Raw genomic sequence first — 1,306 nt, forward strand, 5'->3', positions numbered from 1 at the left:
GTTTTGCCGAATTGGTGATTTTATGAAATATAGTCATAGCAAAGCTATGGCTGTGTTTTATAAAATTGTCAAGTTGGTGAAAAATGGCGTTTTGATGATTATTCATATTTATGCAAAGGTCTCGCACCATTTAGTATCTGAATAAATGATGCATTATGCAAAGGTCTCATAGTATAATTCAGGCACTTTTAAGTTAACAACAAATATCTATGTCGCTCGACAAAATTAAAATTTTTAGCGGTAATGCCAACCCATTGCTTTCCGGCGAAATCATCTCAAGTCTAAATGTCGCCCAAGGCAAGGCGCTCGTAGGGCGATTTAGCGATGGGGAATCACAAGTTGAAATCTTGGAAAATGTGCGCGGTTGTGATGTATTCGTTTTGCAGCCCACTTGCGGACCCTCGCCAGCAGAAACTCTGATGGAATTATTAGTCATAGTTGATGCACTAAAACGCTCTTCTGCCGCTCGTATTACTGCCGTTGTACCGTATTTTGGTTATTCTAGACAAGACCGTCGCTCTCGCTTAACACGCGTGCCAATCACTGCAAAACTTGTTGCAAAAATGGTTGAGGCATCTGGTGTTGACAGGATTTTAACGATTGATTTACACGCTGACCAAATTCAAGGATTCTTTAATATTCCAATTGACAATATTTATGCTCAGCCGGTTTTGATTAATGATATCCTTGCACAAAATTATGAAAACACAGTTGTAGTGTCGCCTGATGTTGGTGGTGTTGTGCGTGCGCGTGCTGCGGCTAAACGCATTAACGATTCTGACCTTGCGATTATCGACAAGCGTCGCCCCGCACCAAACATGGTAAAAGTCATGAATGTGCTTGGTGATGTTGAGGGCAGAATTTGTATCTTAATTGATGATATGGTTGATACCGCTGGCACTCTATGTCAAGCGGCTAGTATCTTAAAGGAAAAAGGCGCTAAAAAAGTGGTGGCATACGCAACACATGCTGTGTTATCTGGCTCTGCAGTTGACAATATTAATAACTCTGAAATTGATGAATTGGTGATTACTAATACCGTTCCTTTAACTGAAGCAGCCGTTAAATGCAATAAAATCAGGGTCGTATCCATCGCGCCAAAACTTGCAGAAGTAATTAAACGCATTAGTGAAGAACAATCTATTAGTGCAATTTTTACTGACGACGAATAGTCATAAGACGGTATAATCGCCCCTTTGGATTGTCACAACATCTACTAACTCATGAAAAATACAACAAAAGCACACAAACAAGCACTAGAAAAAGTCATTATGATCGGCAAAGAAAAAGGTTACTTAACCTATTC

General features: G+C 39.9%; 1 protein-coding gene. It reads left to right on the forward strand.

The window, feature by feature from the left end; all coding sequences use genetic code 11:
- The first annotated feature begins 209 nt into the window (after positions 1-209).
- Entirely contained in the window at positions 210-1,172 is a 963-nt protein-coding gene (locus BBROOKSOX_RS11130) for a ribose-phosphate pyrophosphokinase (RefSeq protein WP_139661894.1), read from the forward strand.
- Positions 1,173-1,306: the final 134 nt, after the last annotated feature.

This window comes from bacterium endosymbiont of Bathymodiolus sp. 5 South (assembly GCF_900128535.1).
Taxonomy (GTDB): Bacteria; Pseudomonadota; Gammaproteobacteria; order PS1; family Pseudothioglobaceae; genus Thiodubiliella.